The organism is Xanthomonas protegens (assembly GCF_038442435.1).
GTDB classification, from domain to species: domain Bacteria; phylum Pseudomonadota; class Gammaproteobacteria; order Xanthomonadales; family Xanthomonadaceae; genus Xanthomonas_A; species Xanthomonas_A sontii.
The window spans coordinates 47,421-61,168 of record NZ_JAQJCQ010000010.1; the positions used below are offsets into that span (position 1 = coordinate 47,421).

11 protein-coding genes and 2 pseudogenes are annotated in these 13,748 nt (G+C 69.3%); 11 read left to right on the plus strand and 2 right to left on the minus strand.

Features of this window, described 5'->3' with window-relative positions; genetic code table 11:
* Nucleotides 1-92 precede the first annotated feature (92 nt).
* Nucleotides 93-560 carry an SET domain-containing protein gene (locus tag PIQ37_RS12620; RefSeq protein ID WP_017909663.1) on the minus strand — a complete coding sequence of 156 codons (468 nt, stop codon included), beginning with the start codon at nucleotides 558-560 and terminating at the stop codon, nucleotides 93-95.
* Between the two features lie 193 nt (nucleotides 561-753).
* Here PIQ37_RS12620 and PIQ37_RS12625 point away from each other — a divergent pair, with 193 nt between their 5' ends.
* The 10 genes and pseudogenes from PIQ37_RS12625 to upp all read left to right on the plus strand — a co-directional run bounded on the left by PIQ37_RS12625 (nucleotide 754) and on the right by upp (nucleotide 10,299).
* Nucleotides 754-1,212, plus strand: coding sequence for an SUF system Fe-S cluster assembly regulator (locus tag PIQ37_RS12625; protein WP_017913833.1), 459 nt, complete (start codon nucleotides 754-756; stop codon nucleotides 1,210-1,212).
* Nucleotides 1,213-1,227: 15 nt separating this feature from the next.
* On the plus strand, nucleotides 1,228-2,670 hold the full coding sequence (gene sufB, locus PIQ37_RS12630) for a Fe-S cluster assembly protein SufB (protein WP_160970026.1): 1,443 nt from the start codon (nucleotides 1,228-1,230) through the stop codon (nucleotides 2,668-2,670).
* A gap of 167 nt (nucleotides 2,671-2,837) precedes the next feature.
* Nucleotides 2,838-3,605 (plus strand): Fe-S cluster assembly ATPase SufC, encoded by a 768-nt coding sequence (gene sufC, locus PIQ37_RS12635; RefSeq protein ID WP_342073744.1) that lies wholly within the window; start codon nucleotides 2,838-2,840, stop codon nucleotides 3,603-3,605.
* A complete protein-coding gene (sufD, locus tag PIQ37_RS12640) occupies nucleotides 3,602-4,864 on the plus strand; it encodes a Fe-S cluster assembly protein SufD (protein ID WP_342073745.1) in 1,263 nt (420 codons plus the stop codon). The genes sufC and sufD overlap by 4 nt, the downstream gene beginning before the upstream one ends.
* A complete protein-coding gene (locus PIQ37_RS12645) occupies nucleotides 4,861-6,111 on the plus strand; it encodes a cysteine desulfurase (protein WP_342073746.1) in 1,251 nt (416 codons plus the stop codon). Before sufD ends, PIQ37_RS12645 begins: the two co-directional genes overlap by 4 nt.
* Before the next feature lie 102 nt (nucleotides 6,112-6,213).
* Nucleotides 6,214-6,750 (plus strand): GNAT family N-acetyltransferase, encoded by a 537-nt coding sequence (locus PIQ37_RS12650; protein ID WP_342073747.1) that lies wholly within the window; start codon nucleotides 6,214-6,216, stop codon nucleotides 6,748-6,750.
* Nucleotides 6,747-7,079, plus strand: a complete 333-nt coding sequence (locus PIQ37_RS12655) for a non-heme iron oxygenase ferredoxin subunit (protein WP_342073748.1) — start codon at nucleotides 6,747-6,749, stop codon at nucleotides 7,077-7,079. The genes PIQ37_RS12650 and PIQ37_RS12655 overlap by 4 nt, the downstream gene beginning before the upstream one ends.
* Before the next feature lie 280 nt (nucleotides 7,080-7,359).
* Nucleotides 7,360-7,851 (plus strand): annotated as a pseudogene (locus PIQ37_RS20670) (MCP four helix bundle domain-containing protein); the annotation flags it as partial.
* A pseudogene (locus tag PIQ37_RS12660) lies at nucleotides 7,825-9,531 on the plus strand (methyl-accepting chemotaxis protein); the annotation flags it as partial. The pseudogenes PIQ37_RS20670 and PIQ37_RS12660, both read left to right, overlap by 27 nt.
* 135 nt (nucleotides 9,532-9,666) lie before the next feature.
* Complete coding sequence (upp, locus tag PIQ37_RS12665) at nucleotides 9,667-10,299, plus strand: uracil phosphoribosyltransferase (protein ID WP_048489430.1); 633 nt, start codon at nucleotides 9,667-9,669, stop codon at nucleotides 10,297-10,299.
* Between the two features lie 43 nt (nucleotides 10,300-10,342).
* Here the strand turns inward: upp and PIQ37_RS12670 are convergent, their stop codons facing one another.
* A complete protein-coding gene (locus tag PIQ37_RS12670; protein WP_342073750.1) occupies nucleotides 10,343-12,073 on the minus strand; it encodes a glycoside hydrolase family 9 protein in 1,731 nt (576 codons plus the stop codon).
* 187 nt (nucleotides 12,074-12,260) lie between these two features.
* Here PIQ37_RS12670 and PIQ37_RS12675 point away from each other — a divergent pair, with 187 nt between their 5' ends.
* Nucleotides 12,261-13,748 (plus strand): efflux transporter outer membrane subunit, encoded by a 1,488-nt coding sequence (locus tag PIQ37_RS12675; protein WP_342073751.1) that lies wholly within the window; start codon nucleotides 12,261-12,263, stop codon nucleotides 13,746-13,748.

The following is a 13,748-nucleotide window of genomic DNA, read 5'->3' on the forward strand; positions in this document are numbered from 1 at the left end:
CACTCCTCGAGTAGGGGGAGTCCCACCGTAGAAACGCACCGGTGGCAGTGCCGTGAACCGCGCGTCGGCGCGGCGTGCAGGCAGGATGCGGCCTAGCGCTTGGGCTGCAGCATGGTGCCGGTGCAGTTCTTGGCGCCGCAGCGGCATTCCCAGATCTTCTTCAACCGTGGCGTATGCCGCTCGGCCAGGGTGATGCCGTAGTTGTAGGTGAGTTCCTCGCCGGGCTTGATGTCGCGCAGCGCCTCGATCACCACCTTGTCCTTGCGACGGTCCTCGCCCTCGGCCTCGACGATCACCGCCTCGCAGTTCGGCGCGCAGCTGTGGTTGATCCAGCGCGCATCGTTGCCCTCGTAGTTGGCGTCGATCACGTAGTCGTCGCTGAGGGTGAACAGGAAGGTGTGCCCGGTCTCGACATCGCCGGCCTCGTCGCGGTCGACCTCGGCGTGGCTGCGGCGGCGGCCCTTGTACTCGATGACCCGCTCGCCTTTCTTGAGCGGCAGCACGGCGAACACGCCGTTGCCATGGATGCGGGACTTGCGGGCGGCGATCTTGCGGGGCATGCGGCGATCCGGACAGGAAAGCCTAGATTCTGGCGCACATCGCCCGCGATCCCAAGCCCGCGCATGCCGGTCCGGCGACGGCCGCCGCGATCCCCCAATCGCCGCGATCGAAAGAAAAGATGAATGGCCCGGTTGGACGCTGCGGCGCAAAAGAGTACAATTTCGGTCCGCATTGAAAAACCACCGCGTCGCCATGCTCCGCGTCACCAAGCTCACCGATTACGCCACCGTCGTACTGACCGTGCTCGCCGCGCGTCCGAACGAAGTGCTGAGCGCGACCGAACTGGCCGAACAGGCCGGGTTGGAACCGCCCACGGTCAGCAAGCTGCTCAAGCCGCTGGCCCAGGCCGGCCTGGTCGAGGGCCTGCGCGGCGTACGCGGCGGCTACCGTCTGGCACGCCCGGCCGACGCCATCACCCTGATCCAGATCGTCGAGGCGATGGAAGGCCCGCTGGCGATCACCGAATGCAGCCACCACGGCAGCCAGTGCAGCATCGCCCAGACCTGCGGCGTGCGCTCCAACTGGCGGCTGATCAACGACGTGGTCGCCGACGCGCTGCGCGGCGTGACCCTGGCGCAGATGCTCCATCCCCTCCCCCCCTCCGGCGATCCGAAACGGCGTCCCATCGCCGTGCGGTTCGCGACCACCTGACCTGTAGGCAGCCCCATGGCCACCGAAAACGCTGAAATCCTGGAACGGCTGGGACGTCGCTACGACGCCGGCTTCGTCACCGACATCGAATCCGATTCGTTCCTGCCCGGCCTGAACGAGGACGTCGTGCGCGCCCTGTCCGTGAAGAAGGACGAGCCGGAATGGATGACCGAGTGGCGCCTGGCCGCCTACCGGCACTGGCTGAAGATGCCGATGCCGCATTGGGCCAAGCTGGACATCGCGCCGATCGACTTCCAGGCGCTGAGCTACTACTCCGCGCCCAAGGGCCCGAAGTACGCTTCGCTGGACGAAGTGCCGAAGGAGCTGCTGGACACCTACGACAAGCTGGGCGTGCCGCTGCACGAGCGCGCCAAGCTGGCCGGCGTGGCGGTAGACGCGGTGTTCGACTCGGTCTCAGTCGGCACCACCTTCCGCAAGGAACTGGCCGAGAAGGGCGTGATCTTCTGCTCGATGTCCGAGGCGATCAAGGAACACCCGGAACTGGTCAAGCAGTACCTGGGCAGCGTGGTGCCGGTCGGCGACAACTTCTTCGCCGCGCTCAACTCGGCGGTGTTCTCCGACGGCAGCTTCGTGTTCATCCCCAAGGGCGTGCGCTGCCCGATGGAACTGAGCACCTATTTCCGCATCAACGCCGGCCACACCGGTCAGTTCGAGCGCACCCTGATCGTGTGCGAGGACAAGGCCTACGTGTCCTACCTGGAAGGCTGCACCGCGCCGATGCGCGACGAGAACCAGCTGCACGCGGCGGTGGTCGAGCTGGTGGCGCTGGAAGACGCGGAGATCAAGTACTCCACCGTGCAGAACTGGTACCCGGGCGACGAGGAAGGCCGCGGCGGCATCTACAACTTCGTGACCAAGCGCGGCGAGTGCCGCGGCGCGCGCAGCAAGATCACCTGGACCCAGGTCGAGACCGGCTCGGCGATCACCTGGAAGTACCCGTCCTGCGTGCTGCTGGGCGACGACTCGGTGGGCGAGTTCCACTCGGTGGCGCTGACCCATCATCGCCAGCAGGCCGACACCGGCACCAAGATGATCCACGTCGGCAAGCGCACCAAGAGCAAGATCGTCAGCAAGGGCATCAGCGCCGGCCGCGGGCAGAACACCTACCGCGGCCTGGTCAAGGTGGAGCGCAGCGCCGAGGGCGCGCGCAACTACACCCAGTGCGACTCGCTGCTGATCGGCAAGCAATGCGGCGCGCACACCTTCCCGTACATCGAGGTCAAGCATCCGACCGCGACCGTCGAGCACGAGGCCACCACCTCCAAGATCAGCGACGACCAACTGTTCTACTGCCGCGCCCGCGGCATCGACCAGGAAAACGCGGTGTCGATGATCGTCGACGGCTTCTGCAAGCAGGTGTTCCGCGAACTGCCGATGGAGTTCGCGGTGGAAGCCAAGAAGCTGCTGGAAGTGTCGCTGGAAGGCTCGGTGGGCTAGCGCCCTTCCCTTCTCCCCCTGGGAGAAGGTGGCGCGAAGCGCCGGATGAGGGTACGGGCGCAGCCTCGTGCACCCAACTCCAAGATGCTTCGCCCGCACCGTACCCTCACCCGAACCCCTCTCCCGGTGGGAGAGGGGCTACATCAAGAATTCTGATGGACTACCCCATGCTCACCATAGAAAACCTCCACGCCTCCGTCGCCGGCAAGGACATCCTCAAGGGCCTGTCGCTGCAGGTGAAGCCCGGCGAAGTGCACGCCATCATGGGGCCCAACGGCGCCGGCAAGTCCACCCTGGGCAACGTGCTGGCCGGCCGCGACGGCTACGACGTCACTAACGGCAGCGTGCGCTTCGACGACGCCGACCTGCTCGAACTGGAACCGGAGGAGCGCGCCGCCGCCGGCCTGTTCCTGGCCTTCCAGTACCCGGTGGAAATCCCCGGCGTGAACAACACCTACTTCCTGCGCGCCGCGCTCAACGCGCAGCGCAAGGCGCGTGGCGAGGCCGAGCTGGATTCGATGCAGTTCCTCAAGCTGGTCCGGCAGAAGCTGGCGGTGCTGCACCTGAAGGACGAACTGCTGCATCGCGGCGTCAACGAGGGTTTCTCCGGCGGCGAGAAGAAGCGCAACGAGATCTTCCAGTTGGCGGTGCTGGAGCCGAAGCTGGCGATCCTCGACGAGACCGACAGCGGCCTGGACATCGACGCGCTCAAGACCGTGGCCGAAGGCGTCAACGCGCTGCGTTCGCCGGAGCGCGCGTTCGTGGTGATCACCCACTACCAGCGCCTGCTCGACTACATCAAGCCGGACGTGGTGCATGTGCTGGCCGACGGCCGCATCGTACAGACCGGCGGCCCCGAGCTGGCGCTGGAGCTGGAAGCGCACGGCTATGCCTGGCTGAAGGAGCGCGTGGCGCCCGAGGCGGCGGTGCAATGAGCGCCCTGCTCGACTCGCTGGCCGCCGCGTTCCATGGCGACGCCGCGCGCCGCGCGACGCTGGAGCAGGCGCTGCGCGACGGCCTGCCCGGCACACGCAGCGAAGCCTGGAAGTACACCTCGCTGCGCGCGCTGGAACGGCGCAGCTTCGCGCCTGCACCACAGACCGTGCCGGCGGTGGACGCGGCCTTGCTCGACGCTATCCCGGCGCCGCGCCTGGTGTTCGTCAACGGCCGCGCCAGCGATGCGCTGTCGGACCTGAGCGGCCTGCCGGCCGGGGTGGAGCTGCAGCGGCTGTCGACCATCCTGCGCAGCGGCGACGATGCCATGCGCTTCCTCGGCCGCCGCTTCGAACGCAGCGACGAGGTGTTCGCCCAGCTCAACGCCGCCCTCGCCGACGAAGGCTGCGTACTGCGGGTGGACGCCGGCGTGCGCGTGGAGCAGCCGCTGCACCTGGTCTTCGTCTCCACCGCCGCCGAGGCCGACCTGGCCTGGCACCACCGCCACCTGATCGAACTGCGCCAGGACGCGACGCTGGCGCTGGTCGAGCATCACCTGCATGACGGCGATGCCGCGCACCTGAGCAACGGCCTGGCGCACGTGCACCTGGCCGCCGGCGCGCAACTGAGCCACGCACGCGTGCAGGACGAGGCCGCCGGCGTCACCGCGCTGCTGCGCACCGATGCGGTGCTGGCGCGCGACGCGCAGTACCGGCGCGTGGACCTGGAACTGGGCGGCGCGCTGGCCCGGCACGAACTCAACGTGCGCCTGGAGGGCGACAATGCCCGGCTGGTCGCCAACGGCGTGCTGCTCGGCAACGGCCGGCGCCAGCTCGACACCCGCCTGGGCATCGAGCACATCGCCCGCGACACCGCCTGCGAACTGCTGTGGCGCGGTGTCGCCACGGGGCGCAGCCGCGTGGCCTTCCATGGCGGCATCCGCATCCGCCACGGCGCCGACGGCACCGACGCGGCGCTGTCGAACAAGAACCTGCTGCTGTCCGCCGACGCCGAGATCGATACCCAGCCGGTGCTGGTGATCGACGCCGACGAGGTCAAGGCCGCGCACGGCGCCACCGTCGGCCAGCTCGATGCCAATGCGCTGTTCTACCTGCGCTCGCGCGGCCTGCCGCAGGAACGCGCGCAGCAATTGCTGACCGCCGCGTTCTGCCGCGAACCGCTGCGCGCACTGGAGCCGGCGCTGAGCGAAGGCCTGCTGGCGCGGCTGGAGCGGGCGCTCAGCGACGCGGGCGTGGCATGAACGGGCCCGCCGTGCACACCGCCACGCCGCAGGCGCCGGACTGGGATGCGGTCCGCCGCGACTTCCCGCTGCTGATGCGGGAAGTGCACGGCAAGCCGCTGGTGTACTTCGACAACGCCAACACCGGGCAGAAGCCGCTGCAGGTGATCGCGGCGACCGACGCGTTCTACCGCCGCCACAACGCCAACGTCAGCCGTGCGGTGCACGCGCTCGGCAGCGAGGCCACCGAGGCCTACGAAGGCGCACGGACCCGGCTGGCGCGCTTCCTCAACGTGCGCGCCGACGAGCTGGTGCTGTGCAGCGGCGCGACCTTCGCGCTGAATCTGGTGGCGTATTCGTGGGCACTGCCGCGGCTGCGCGCCGGCGACACTATTCTGGTGTCGCGCATGGAGCACCACGCCAACATCGTGCCGTGGCAACTGGTCGCGCAGCGCACCGGCGCCACGGTCAAGGTCGCCGAGATCACCGCCGACGGCGCGCTGGACCTGGACGCGCTGCGCGCGGCGATGACCGCCGACGTCAAGCTGCTGGCCCTGGCGCATGTCTCCAACGTGCTGGGCACGGTCAATCCGGTGCGCGAGATCTGCCGCGAAGCGCGCAAGCGCGGCATCGTCAGCGTCATCGACGGCTCGCAGGCCGCCCCGCACCGACCGCTGGACGTGGCCGCGATCGGCTGCGACTTCTACGCCATCACCGGCCACAAGATGTGCGGCCCGACCGGCACCGGCGCGCTGTGGGCGCGACGCGAGCACCTGCAGGCGATGCCGCCGTTCCTGGGCGGCGGCGAGATGATCAAGGAAGTCAGCTTCGATGGCACCGTGTTCAACGAGCCGCCGCACAAGTTCGAGGCCGGTACCCCGAACATCGCCGGCTTCGTCGGCCTCGGCGCGGCGGTGGACTATCTGCAGGGGATCGGACTGCAGCACGTGGAAGCGCGCGAGACCGAACTGCTCGCGCACCTCACCGAGGAACTGCAGCGGATCGACGGCCTGCGCCTGTTCGGCACCGCGCCGGGCAAGGCCGCGGTGGTCTCGTTCCTGATCGAAGGCGCCCACGCCCACGACCTGGCCACCCTGCTCGACCTGGAAGGCGTGGCGGTGCGTTCCGGCCAGCACTGCGCGCACCCACTGCTGCAGTTCTACGGCGTCGCCGCTACCTGCCGCGCCTCGCTGGCGTTCTACAACACGCACGCCGAGATCGAGCGTTTCGTCGTGGCATTGCGGAAGGTGCGGACGCTGTTGGCGTGAGCGGGGATTGGGCATTCGGGAGTAGGGATTCGTAGAGAGGTCGCTTTTGCGAATCCCCAATCCCCACTCCCGAATCCCGGCGGCACGCCCTAGAATCGGCCCATGCACACGCTCACCTTCCGCACCGCCACCGTCGACGATCTCGACGCCATCGCCGCGCTGGTCACTTCGGCCTATCGTGGCGACAGCAGCCGCGTCGGCTGGACCACCGAAGCCGACCTGCTCGACGGCCACCGCATCGACCGCGAGGTATTGCGCGCCGACATCCTGCGCCCGCGCAGCCTGGTGCTGCTGGCCGAACGCGATGGCGTACTGATCGCCTGCGCGCATGTCGCCGACGAAGACGGCGCCGGCTATTTCGGCATGTTCTCGGTGCAGCCGCAGGCGCAGGGCGGCGGCCTGGGCAAGACCGTGCTGGCCGAGGCCGAACGCATCGCCTGGCAGGAATGGCAACTGCCGCTGATGCGGATGACGGTGATCGATCTGCGCGAGGAACTCATCGCCTTCTACGAGCGCCGCGGCTATCGCCGCACCGGGATCAAGAAGCCGTTTCCGTACGGCGACGCGCGCTTCGGCCTGCCCCGCCGCGACGACCTGCGCTTCGAGGTGCTGGAAAAGCCGCTGGGCGGTGCCGCATGAGCGAGACCTGGACCTTCGTCTGCGCCGACGGCGAACTGCTGCCGGGCGAAATGAAGACGGTGTGGGACGAGGTGACCGCCACGCCGATCGTGGTGTTCAACTTCGACGGCCAGTTCTATGCGCTGGAAGACCGCTGCAGCCACGAGGACTACGAGCTGTCCCCCGGCACTTTCGATGCCGCCACCGGCAGCATCGAGTGCGTGCTGCATGGCGCCCGCTTCGACGTGCGCGACGGCCGCGCCCTGTGCGCGCCGGCTTACGGTCCGGTGCCGAAATTTCCGGTGAAGTCCGAACACGGCGGGCTGTGGACCCGCGACGACCGCGACTGAGTCGCGCGGCGCGCGCGCCCCTATCCCAATACGGCTGTGCCAAGGCGTGTTTCGCCGGGCAGCATGCGCCTGCTGCCTTATTCCTCCTGCGTGCCCACCAAACTCAAGCCCCTTCAAGCACTTGGCGTCGCTAAAGATCTAGCGGCAGCGTGCCGCTATGCATGTAGACAAATGGCGTTATGTGTCGCAATTGTCATTGAAGGTTATTGCAAAAGAAAATTTATTTTAATCGAAAACCGCCACGCGCCGCACCTGGACCGCATTTTCACGAGGAATTCCCATGACCGCCTTCCTGCAGCGCTTCAACGTCAGCCAACGCCTTTCCGCCGCCTTCGGCATCCTGATCCTCATCTCCGGTCTCCTGGTGGTTGCAGGGCTGATCACCATGACCGGCGCGCGCAAGCAGCTGGACATCATCGTGCACGGCAACGTCAAGAAGATCGAACTGTCCAGCGGCATGCTGGATGCGAACTCGGCCATCCTGATCGCACTGGGCGCGTACGCCAATCATTCGAGCGCGGACGACGCCACCAGTTCCCTGGCGCTGATCCAGCGCGAGCGCGCGCATTACGACGAGGAGCGAACGACGCTCTACGCAATGCCGACCACCCCGGCTGGCCAGGCCCTGCGTACGGAGATCGATCGTCTGCAGAAGATCGCGCGGCCGTTGAACAACGCCGTGATGGAAGCGGCCGCCGCGGGGGACTACCAGCGCGCGCAGGCACTGCTGCGCGAGCAGTCGCGTCCTGCCACGCTGGCGTGGCAGGCCAAGATCCGCCAGAACGTCGCGCTACAACACCAGCTCAGCGCCGAGGCCTATGACGCCGCGGTGAGCCACATCTCACGCGGCCGGGCGATGTTGATCGGCGGAGGTATCGCAGCCGTGCTGGCCAGTAGCCTGCTGGCCTGGCTGATCACCCGTAGCCTCACCGTGCCACTGAGCCGCGCCACCCGCGCTGCCGAGGCGATTGCCGACGGCCGCCTGGACAACGACGTGAGTACCGACGCGCGCGACGAACCCGGCCGCTTGCTGAGCGCGATGGACCGCATGCAGACCCAGTTGCAGCGTTTCTCCGGCGAGACCGCGTTGATGATCGAACTGCATGCCGACAAGGACATCAGTCACCGCATGCCGCAGGACTTCCCCGGCGTGTACGGCGAGCTGAGCAAGGGCATCAACACCATGATGTTCGAGCATCTGGACGCCATCGTCGATGCCATCGGCGTGCTCAACGAATACGCCAACGGCGACCTGCGCCGCGACGCGCGCCGCCTGCCTGGCAGCCGCGCGGTGCTGCACGAATCGATGGACGCGGCCAAGGCCAGCCTGCTGGCGATCAACACCGAGATCAAGCGCCTGGCCGCGGCCGCCGCCGCGGGCGACTTCAGTGCCCGCGGCGATGCCGCGCACTTCCAGCACGACTTCCGGCTGATGGTGCAGGATCTCAACGCGATGATGGACGTCAGCGACCGCAACCTGGGCAAGCTGTCGGCGCTGCTGCAGGCCATCGCCGCCGGTGACCTGACCGCACGCATGGAGGGCGAGTTCCACGGCGTGTTCGCGCGGATGCGCGACGACGCCAACGCCACCGCCGACCAGTTGACCGGCATCGTTGGCCGCATCCAGACCGCCGCGGTCAGCATCAATGCCGCCGCCACCGAAATCGCTGCCGGCAACGACGACCTGTCGCGCCGCACCGAACAGCAGGCCGCCAGCCTGGAAGAAACCGCCGCCTCGATGGAGGAATTGACCTCCACGGTGAAGCAGAACGCCGAACACGCCCGCCAGGCCAATCAGTTGGCGGTGGGCGCCGCCTCGGTCGCGTCGCAGGGCGGTGCGGTGGTCGGCCAGGTCGTCGAGACCATGAGCGGCATCGAGGCGTCCTCCAAGAAGATCGCCGACATCATCAGCGTCATCGACGGCATCGCCTTCCAGACCAACATCCTGGCGCTGAATGCCGCAGTGGAAGCGGCCCGTGCCGGCGAACAGGGCCGTGGTTTCGCGGTGGTCGCCAGCGAAGTGCGCACCTTGGCGCAGCGTTCGGCCAATGCGGCCAAGGAGATCAAGACCTTGATCGACGATTCGGTCGGCCGCGTCGCCACCGGTTCGGCCTTGGTCGACCAGGCCGGCAAGACCATGCAGGAGATCGTGAGCTCGGTGCAGCGCGTCACCGACATCATGGGCGAGATTTCCGCCGCTTCGCAGGAACAGTCGGCTGGCATCGAGCAGGTCAACCAGACCGTCACCCAGATGGACGAGACCACCCAGCAGAACGCGGCCCTGGTGGAGGAAGCCACCGCCGCCGCGCGCTCCATGGAAGAGCAGGCAGGCCAGCTGACCCAGACGGTGGCGCTGTTCAAGATCGAGGCGGGCGGCAACGCGTCACCGGGCATGGCGCGCACCGTACAGCGCAGCCGAGCGCACGCCGAGGCGCTCGAACCCGCGGCCTGAGTGGTGTCTCGGCATGGCCTGCGGCGCGCACGATCGGCGCCGCAGGCCATCTGCGCGGCACGTGCTGGCGCCGACACCTGGCGGCGCCGGAGCCGGCTGCGGCACACTGTGCGCCTCCCCCTTGCGAGCGCGCCCATGAAGATCGTCGAAGTCCGTCACCCGCTGGTACAGCACAAGATCGGCCTGTTGCGCGACGCGGCGCTGAGCACCAAGGGCTTCCGCGAACTGGTCACCGAGCTGGGCACCCTGCTCGGCTACGAGGCCACCGCCGACCTGGAGACCGAGACCCACACCATGGACGGCTGGGCCGGCCCGACCCAGGTGCAGCGCATCGCCGGCGCCAAGATCACCCTGGTGCCGATCCTGCGCGCGGGACTGGGCATGCTGCCCGGCGTGCTGGCGCTGATTCCCGCCGCGCGGGTCAGCGTGGTCGGCCTGCAGCGCGACGAGGAGACGCTGCAGCCGGTGCCCTATTTCGAACGTCTCACCGGCCGTCTGGAGGAGCGCGACGCGCTGATCCTGGATCCGATGCTGGCCACCGGCGGCACCCTCATCGCCACCGTGGACATGCTCAAGCGCGCCGGTGCGCGGCGGATCAAGGGCATCTTTCTGGTCGCCGCGCCGGAAGGCCTGCAGGCGCTGGAAGCGGCGCACCCGGACGTGGAGGTGTACACCGCCGCCATCGACGACCATCTCAACGAGAAGGGCTACATCCTGCCGGGCCTGGGCGACGCCGGCGACCGCATCTTCGGCACCCGCCTGGGCTAGGGCGTGTCATCAATCCCCGAGCATGCCGCGCCGCGGCTGCGGATCAGCGCTGCAACACCTGCAACGCGGCGCTCACGTACACCAGCGGCGCATTCCAGTTGATCGCCACTTCGTTGGTGGCGTAGCTGCATTCCTTGTCCAGGTACGACAGCGCCGGCAGCGACGACGTGTAGGCGTGCTTGCACGCGTCGGCGTCCTGCTGCCCCGGCTGCGGGCCGCCGACCAGCCATCCCGGCACCGGCGTGGCCACGCCGTCGGCGATGGAGATGCGATGGTGGATGTGCATCGGTGAGCGCGCGCCGATGCCGGTGACGAAGGACATGCCCAGCGGGTTGCGGCCGAGCACGTAGTCCAGCTGCGACTGCGCGGCCTGCAGGTATTCGGGCTTGTGCTGCAACTGGTAGGCCTGCAGCAGCATCATCGCCTGGTTCATCGCGGTGGCGTTGCTGCCCCAGTGGAAATCGGCGTCGCGCATCGTCACCCGCCAGGCCGAGCCCTGCCACACCTGCACCAGATGATCGGCCAGGCCCTCGATCTCGCCGGCGATGCGCGCCTGGTCGGCACGCGGGGTCAGCCGCGCGCGGTGCTGCGCCAGCGACATCCACGCCAGCCCGCCGACCTGGCGCCAGTCGGGCACGCTGGCCGGCACATTGCGCGCCATCGCCGCCTCGTAGAACGCGTCGTCGGCGGTGGCCAGGTACAACTCGGTCGCGGCCCAGGCGAACTCGTCGTCGAACCGGGTGTCCTCGTAGGCGCCGGTATGCACGTCGGCCGGCTGCTTGTAGGCCACGTCCGGATGCGCCTGCGCCCAGGCCCAGGCGCGCCGCGAGGCCTCCAGCATGCGCGTGGAGATGCCGCCGAACTGCGCGTCGTACGGCGCGTAGATGCGGCTGGCCTGGGCCATCACCGCGGCGAAGTCGAGCGTGGCCGCGGTGCTCTTCTGCACCACGTAGCGCGGTGCGCGCGCCTGGTCCGGCATCTGCATGCCGGCGAAGTCCAGGTTGGTCAGCTTGTGGTACACGCCGCCATCGTGCGGGTCCTGCATCGCCAGCAGCCACTGCAGGTTCCAGTCGACCTCGCGCAGGATGTCCGGCACGTCGCCGCCGCTGTCGGGAATGCCTTCGGGGTGCGTGCTGAAGTAGGTGGGGAACTGCTCGTAGGCGGCCAGCAGGGTATAGACGGTGATGCCGGAGCTGACCACGTACTTGTTGTAGTCGCCGGCGTCGTACCAGCCCTTGGGCGCGGCGATCACGGTGCCGGCCGGCCGCTCCGGCGAGGCCGCCGAGGCGTGCACCAGCACGTGGTCGTCGGGATGGCCGGCGGCGCGCGCGTGGCGGCCGGCGTAGGCACCGTCCAGCGCGGTGCTCGCGCGGTTGTAGTAGTAGGCCTTGAGCGCGGCGCGCGACAGCGCGTTGTAGGCGTCTTCGCCGATGGCGAAGCTGTCCGAGGGCGGCAGGCCGTCGACCTGCAGGCGGTAGCGGCCCGGCGTGCGCAATGCGGAGAAATCGGCGATGCGCACGGTCTGCTGCGCCGGCGGCCACGCCGCGGCGGCGCCGAGGGTGCCGCGCAGCACCACCTCGTCGCTGTCGGCGCGCGCGATCGAGAACGCGTCGCCATGCCCATCCGGCACCACCGCCAGCTTGCTCGCGGCAGGCAGGAAACCGACCTGGTTCAGGCGGATCGGCGACGGCACGGTGGTGTCGGCATGCGAGGTGCAGCCGCCCAGCAACAGGCAGGCGAGGAACAGGCAGGACAGGGCATGGGGCAGCTTCATGCGCCGATACTGGCCGGCCATGATGACGGCTGCAAGCGCCACGTTGCGGACGCGCTGGGAGCGGTTCAAGACGCGGCGCTGGACGGCCGCATGCTGCGTTTCTGACAGCGCCGTCAGTGAGGCGTCAGCGTGGGGTCGCCATGCGGCGCCTACGGTGACGGCCTGTCCCCGCTGCCGGCGCCGCCCCGTGACCGCCCTGCCCCCACCGCCCGTTTCCCGCCGCCTGGCGCCGCTCGCACCGCTGCTGAGTGCGTTGCTGCTCGGCGGCTGCATGGCCGGCCCGGACTTCGTGCGCCCGGCGCCGCCGGCCGCCGCGCAGCAGCCCTTCGCCGAGGCCGATGGCCACTGGACGCCCGCCGCGCCGGCGGCGGCCGACCCGGCGGAGGCATGGTGGACCCGCTACGGCGATCCGCAGCTAGATGCCCTGGTCGAGCAGGCCGACCGCGCCAACCAGACCCTGCGCCAGGCCGAGGCCCGCTATCGGCAGGCACAGGCGCTGGTCGGCAGCGCGCGGGCGGCCGAGGCGCCGACCCTGGGCGTGCAGGCCGCGACCACGCGCGAGCGCACCGTCACGCCCAAGCCGGGGCTGCGCACCGCCGATACGCTGGGGCTCAGCGCCAGTTGGGAGCCTGACTTCTGGGGCAAGGTCCGGCGCAGCGTCGAACAGGCTGGCGACAATGCCCAGGCCAGCGCCGCCGACCTGGCGCAGGCGCGGCTGTCGCTGCAGGCCGCCGTGGTCGCCGACTACCTGCAGTTGCGCTTCGATGACCAGACCCTGGCGCTGTACCAGCGCACCCTGGCCGGCGATCGCGACGCGCTGCGGCTGACCCAGGCGCGGGTGCGCGCGGGAGTCGCCAGCGCCGCCGACGTGGCCGCAGCGGAAGCCACCCTGCACAGCACCGAAGCCGCGTCGACCGACCTGGCGCTGTCGCGCCGGCAACTGGACCACGCCCTGGCGGTACTGCTCAGCCGCACCCCTTCCGAGTTCTCGCTGGCGGCCAGCGACGCACCGCTGCCGGCGCTGCCGCCGACGCCGGAGGCGCTGCCCTCGATGCTGCTGCAGCGGCGCCCGGACATCGCCGGCGCCGAACGGCGCATGGCCGCGGCCAACGCCGGCATCGGCATCGCCGTGGCGGCGTGGTTCCCGACCCTGTCGCTGAGCGCCAGCGGCGGCTACGACGGCGCCGGGCTGGCCTCGCTGCTGAGCGTGCCGAACCAAGTCTGGGCGGTGGGCGCGGCGCTGGCCGGCACGCTGTTCGACGGCGGCGCCCGCCACGCGCAACGCGCGCAGGCGCAGGCCAGCTTCGATGCGGCCGCGGCCAGCTACCGGCAAACCGTGTTGAGCGCGTTCCAGAGCGTGGAGGACCAGCTAGCCGCCGCACGCGAACTGGCGCGCGAACAGCAGCAACAGCGCAGCGCCGCCGACGCCGCGCAACAGGCCGAGCGTGTGCTGATGGACCAGTACCGCGCCGGCACCGCGCTGTACAGCGCCGTCATCACCGCGCAGGCCAACGCGCTGGACGCGCAACGCACCCTGCTGCAGGTGCAATCGCGCCAGTTCGGCGCCCAGGTCGCGCTGCTGGTCGCGCTGGGCGGCGACTGGGACAGCGCCAATCTCCCCGCCGTGCGTGGCGCCTCGCCGGGCGCCACGCCGGCTCCTGTCGTCCCGGAGTAA

What these genes read in the sequence shown, in the direction of transcription:
- PIQ37_RS12620 (WP_017909663.1), bottom strand. Translation starts at nt 560, where the DNA reads ATGCCCCGCAAGATCGCCGCCCGCAAGTCCCGCATCCATGGCAACGGC.
- PIQ37_RS12645 (WP_342073746.1), top strand. Translation starts at nt 4,861, where the DNA reads ATGAACGGGCCCGCCGTGCACACCGCCACGCCGCAGGCGCCGGACTGG.
- sufB (WP_160970026.1), top strand. Translation starts at nt 1,228, where the DNA reads ATGGCCACCGAAAACGCTGAAATCCTGGAACGGCTGGGACGTCGCTAC.
- upp (WP_048489430.1), top strand. Translation starts at nt 9,667, where the DNA reads ATGAAGATCGTCGAAGTCCGTCACCCGCTGGTACAGCACAAGATCGGC.
- PIQ37_RS12650 (WP_342073747.1), top strand. Translation starts at nt 6,214, where the DNA reads ATGCACACGCTCACCTTCCGCACCGCCACCGTCGACGATCTCGACGCC.
- PIQ37_RS12625 (WP_017913833.1), top strand. Translation starts at nt 754, where the DNA reads ATGCTCCGCGTCACCAAGCTCACCGATTACGCCACCGTCGTACTGACC.
- sufC (WP_342073744.1), top strand. Translation starts at nt 2,838, where the DNA reads ATGCTCACCATAGAAAACCTCCACGCCTCCGTCGCCGGCAAGGACATC.
- PIQ37_RS12655 (WP_342073748.1), top strand. Translation starts at nt 6,747, where the DNA reads ATGAGCGAGACCTGGACCTTCGTCTGCGCCGACGGCGAACTGCTGCCG.
- sufD (WP_342073745.1), top strand. Translation starts at nt 3,602, where the DNA reads ATGAGCGCCCTGCTCGACTCGCTGGCCGCCGCGTTCCATGGCGACGCC.
- PIQ37_RS12670 (WP_342073750.1), bottom strand. Translation starts at nt 12,073, where the DNA reads ATGAAGCTGCCCCATGCCCTGTCCTGCCTGTTCCTCGCCTGCCTGTTG.